1 protein-coding gene is annotated in these 737 nt (G+C 38.9%); it reads right to left on the reverse strand.

Translation table 11 applies throughout. The annotated features are described in order from the left end of the window. Nucleotides 1-71 precede the first annotated feature (71 nt). Nucleotides 72-701 (reverse strand): hypothetical protein, encoded by a 630-nt coding sequence (locus E1958_RS19675; RefSeq protein WP_133513376.1) that lies wholly within the window; start codon nucleotides 699-701, stop codon nucleotides 72-74. Nucleotides 702-737 lie beyond the last annotated feature (36 nt).

A 737-nucleotide genomic window follows, 5' to 3' on the forward strand; every position in this document is an offset into this window, starting at 1 on the left:
TTCGCTCCATAACTCGTTGTTTTAGATTGCAATAATGTGGGGATACCTCAGGGTCTGCCCCTGTTTTCCTGCTAATCTGAAATGTCAGAATGTCGGGAACTGAGTATTCCTGTCAAGACCGAAAAAAGTTCTTCAAGATCGGAAGGAACACGGTATGAATCAATATCTTTTGATACCAGTTTTTCCTTTCTGTCAAGCTCTCCGAATCTCCATAAATCTCCGACCGTAACCGCTCCGTATATGGAAGCATCGCTTTCTTCAATATACTTGTCAGCCGCAATCAGTTCTACAGCCAGCTGGCTGAATCCTTTTTCCATATCTGCTTTCTTAGCTTCGATAACTATCAAACTGATCTCCGATCTTACAAAATAATCAATATTTCCTTTAAGCTGATTACTGACGTATAGAGGGTATTCTATATCGATATCTATTTCAATATGATCCATCAGTTCCAGCAGAAGCGGGGCAACCAGAACTTCCCGTTTTGCTGTTTCTGAGTTGAGTGAGATATGAGGTAGTTTTTTATAGAAAGTATTTTTCAATTTTTCCAGCGAACCTTTGAAAGGATGTACGGGAAGATCGATCTTTTTCAGCCGGAACTGATAACCGAACTCTGCAACAATTTCTTTGGTAGGATTACTCAGTTCGAAATAATCGGAAAAAGTATATGATTTTCCTTCTTCAAGTATCGGTTTTCTCATAAATCACCTGTCAGCTTTTTTGATTGGAATTTAAAC

The organism is Candidatus Thiosymbion oneisti, assembly GCF_004359955.1.
GTDB classification, from domain to species: Bacteria; Pseudomonadota; Gammaproteobacteria; order Chromatiales; family Chromatiaceae; genus Thiosymbion; species Thiosymbion oneisti.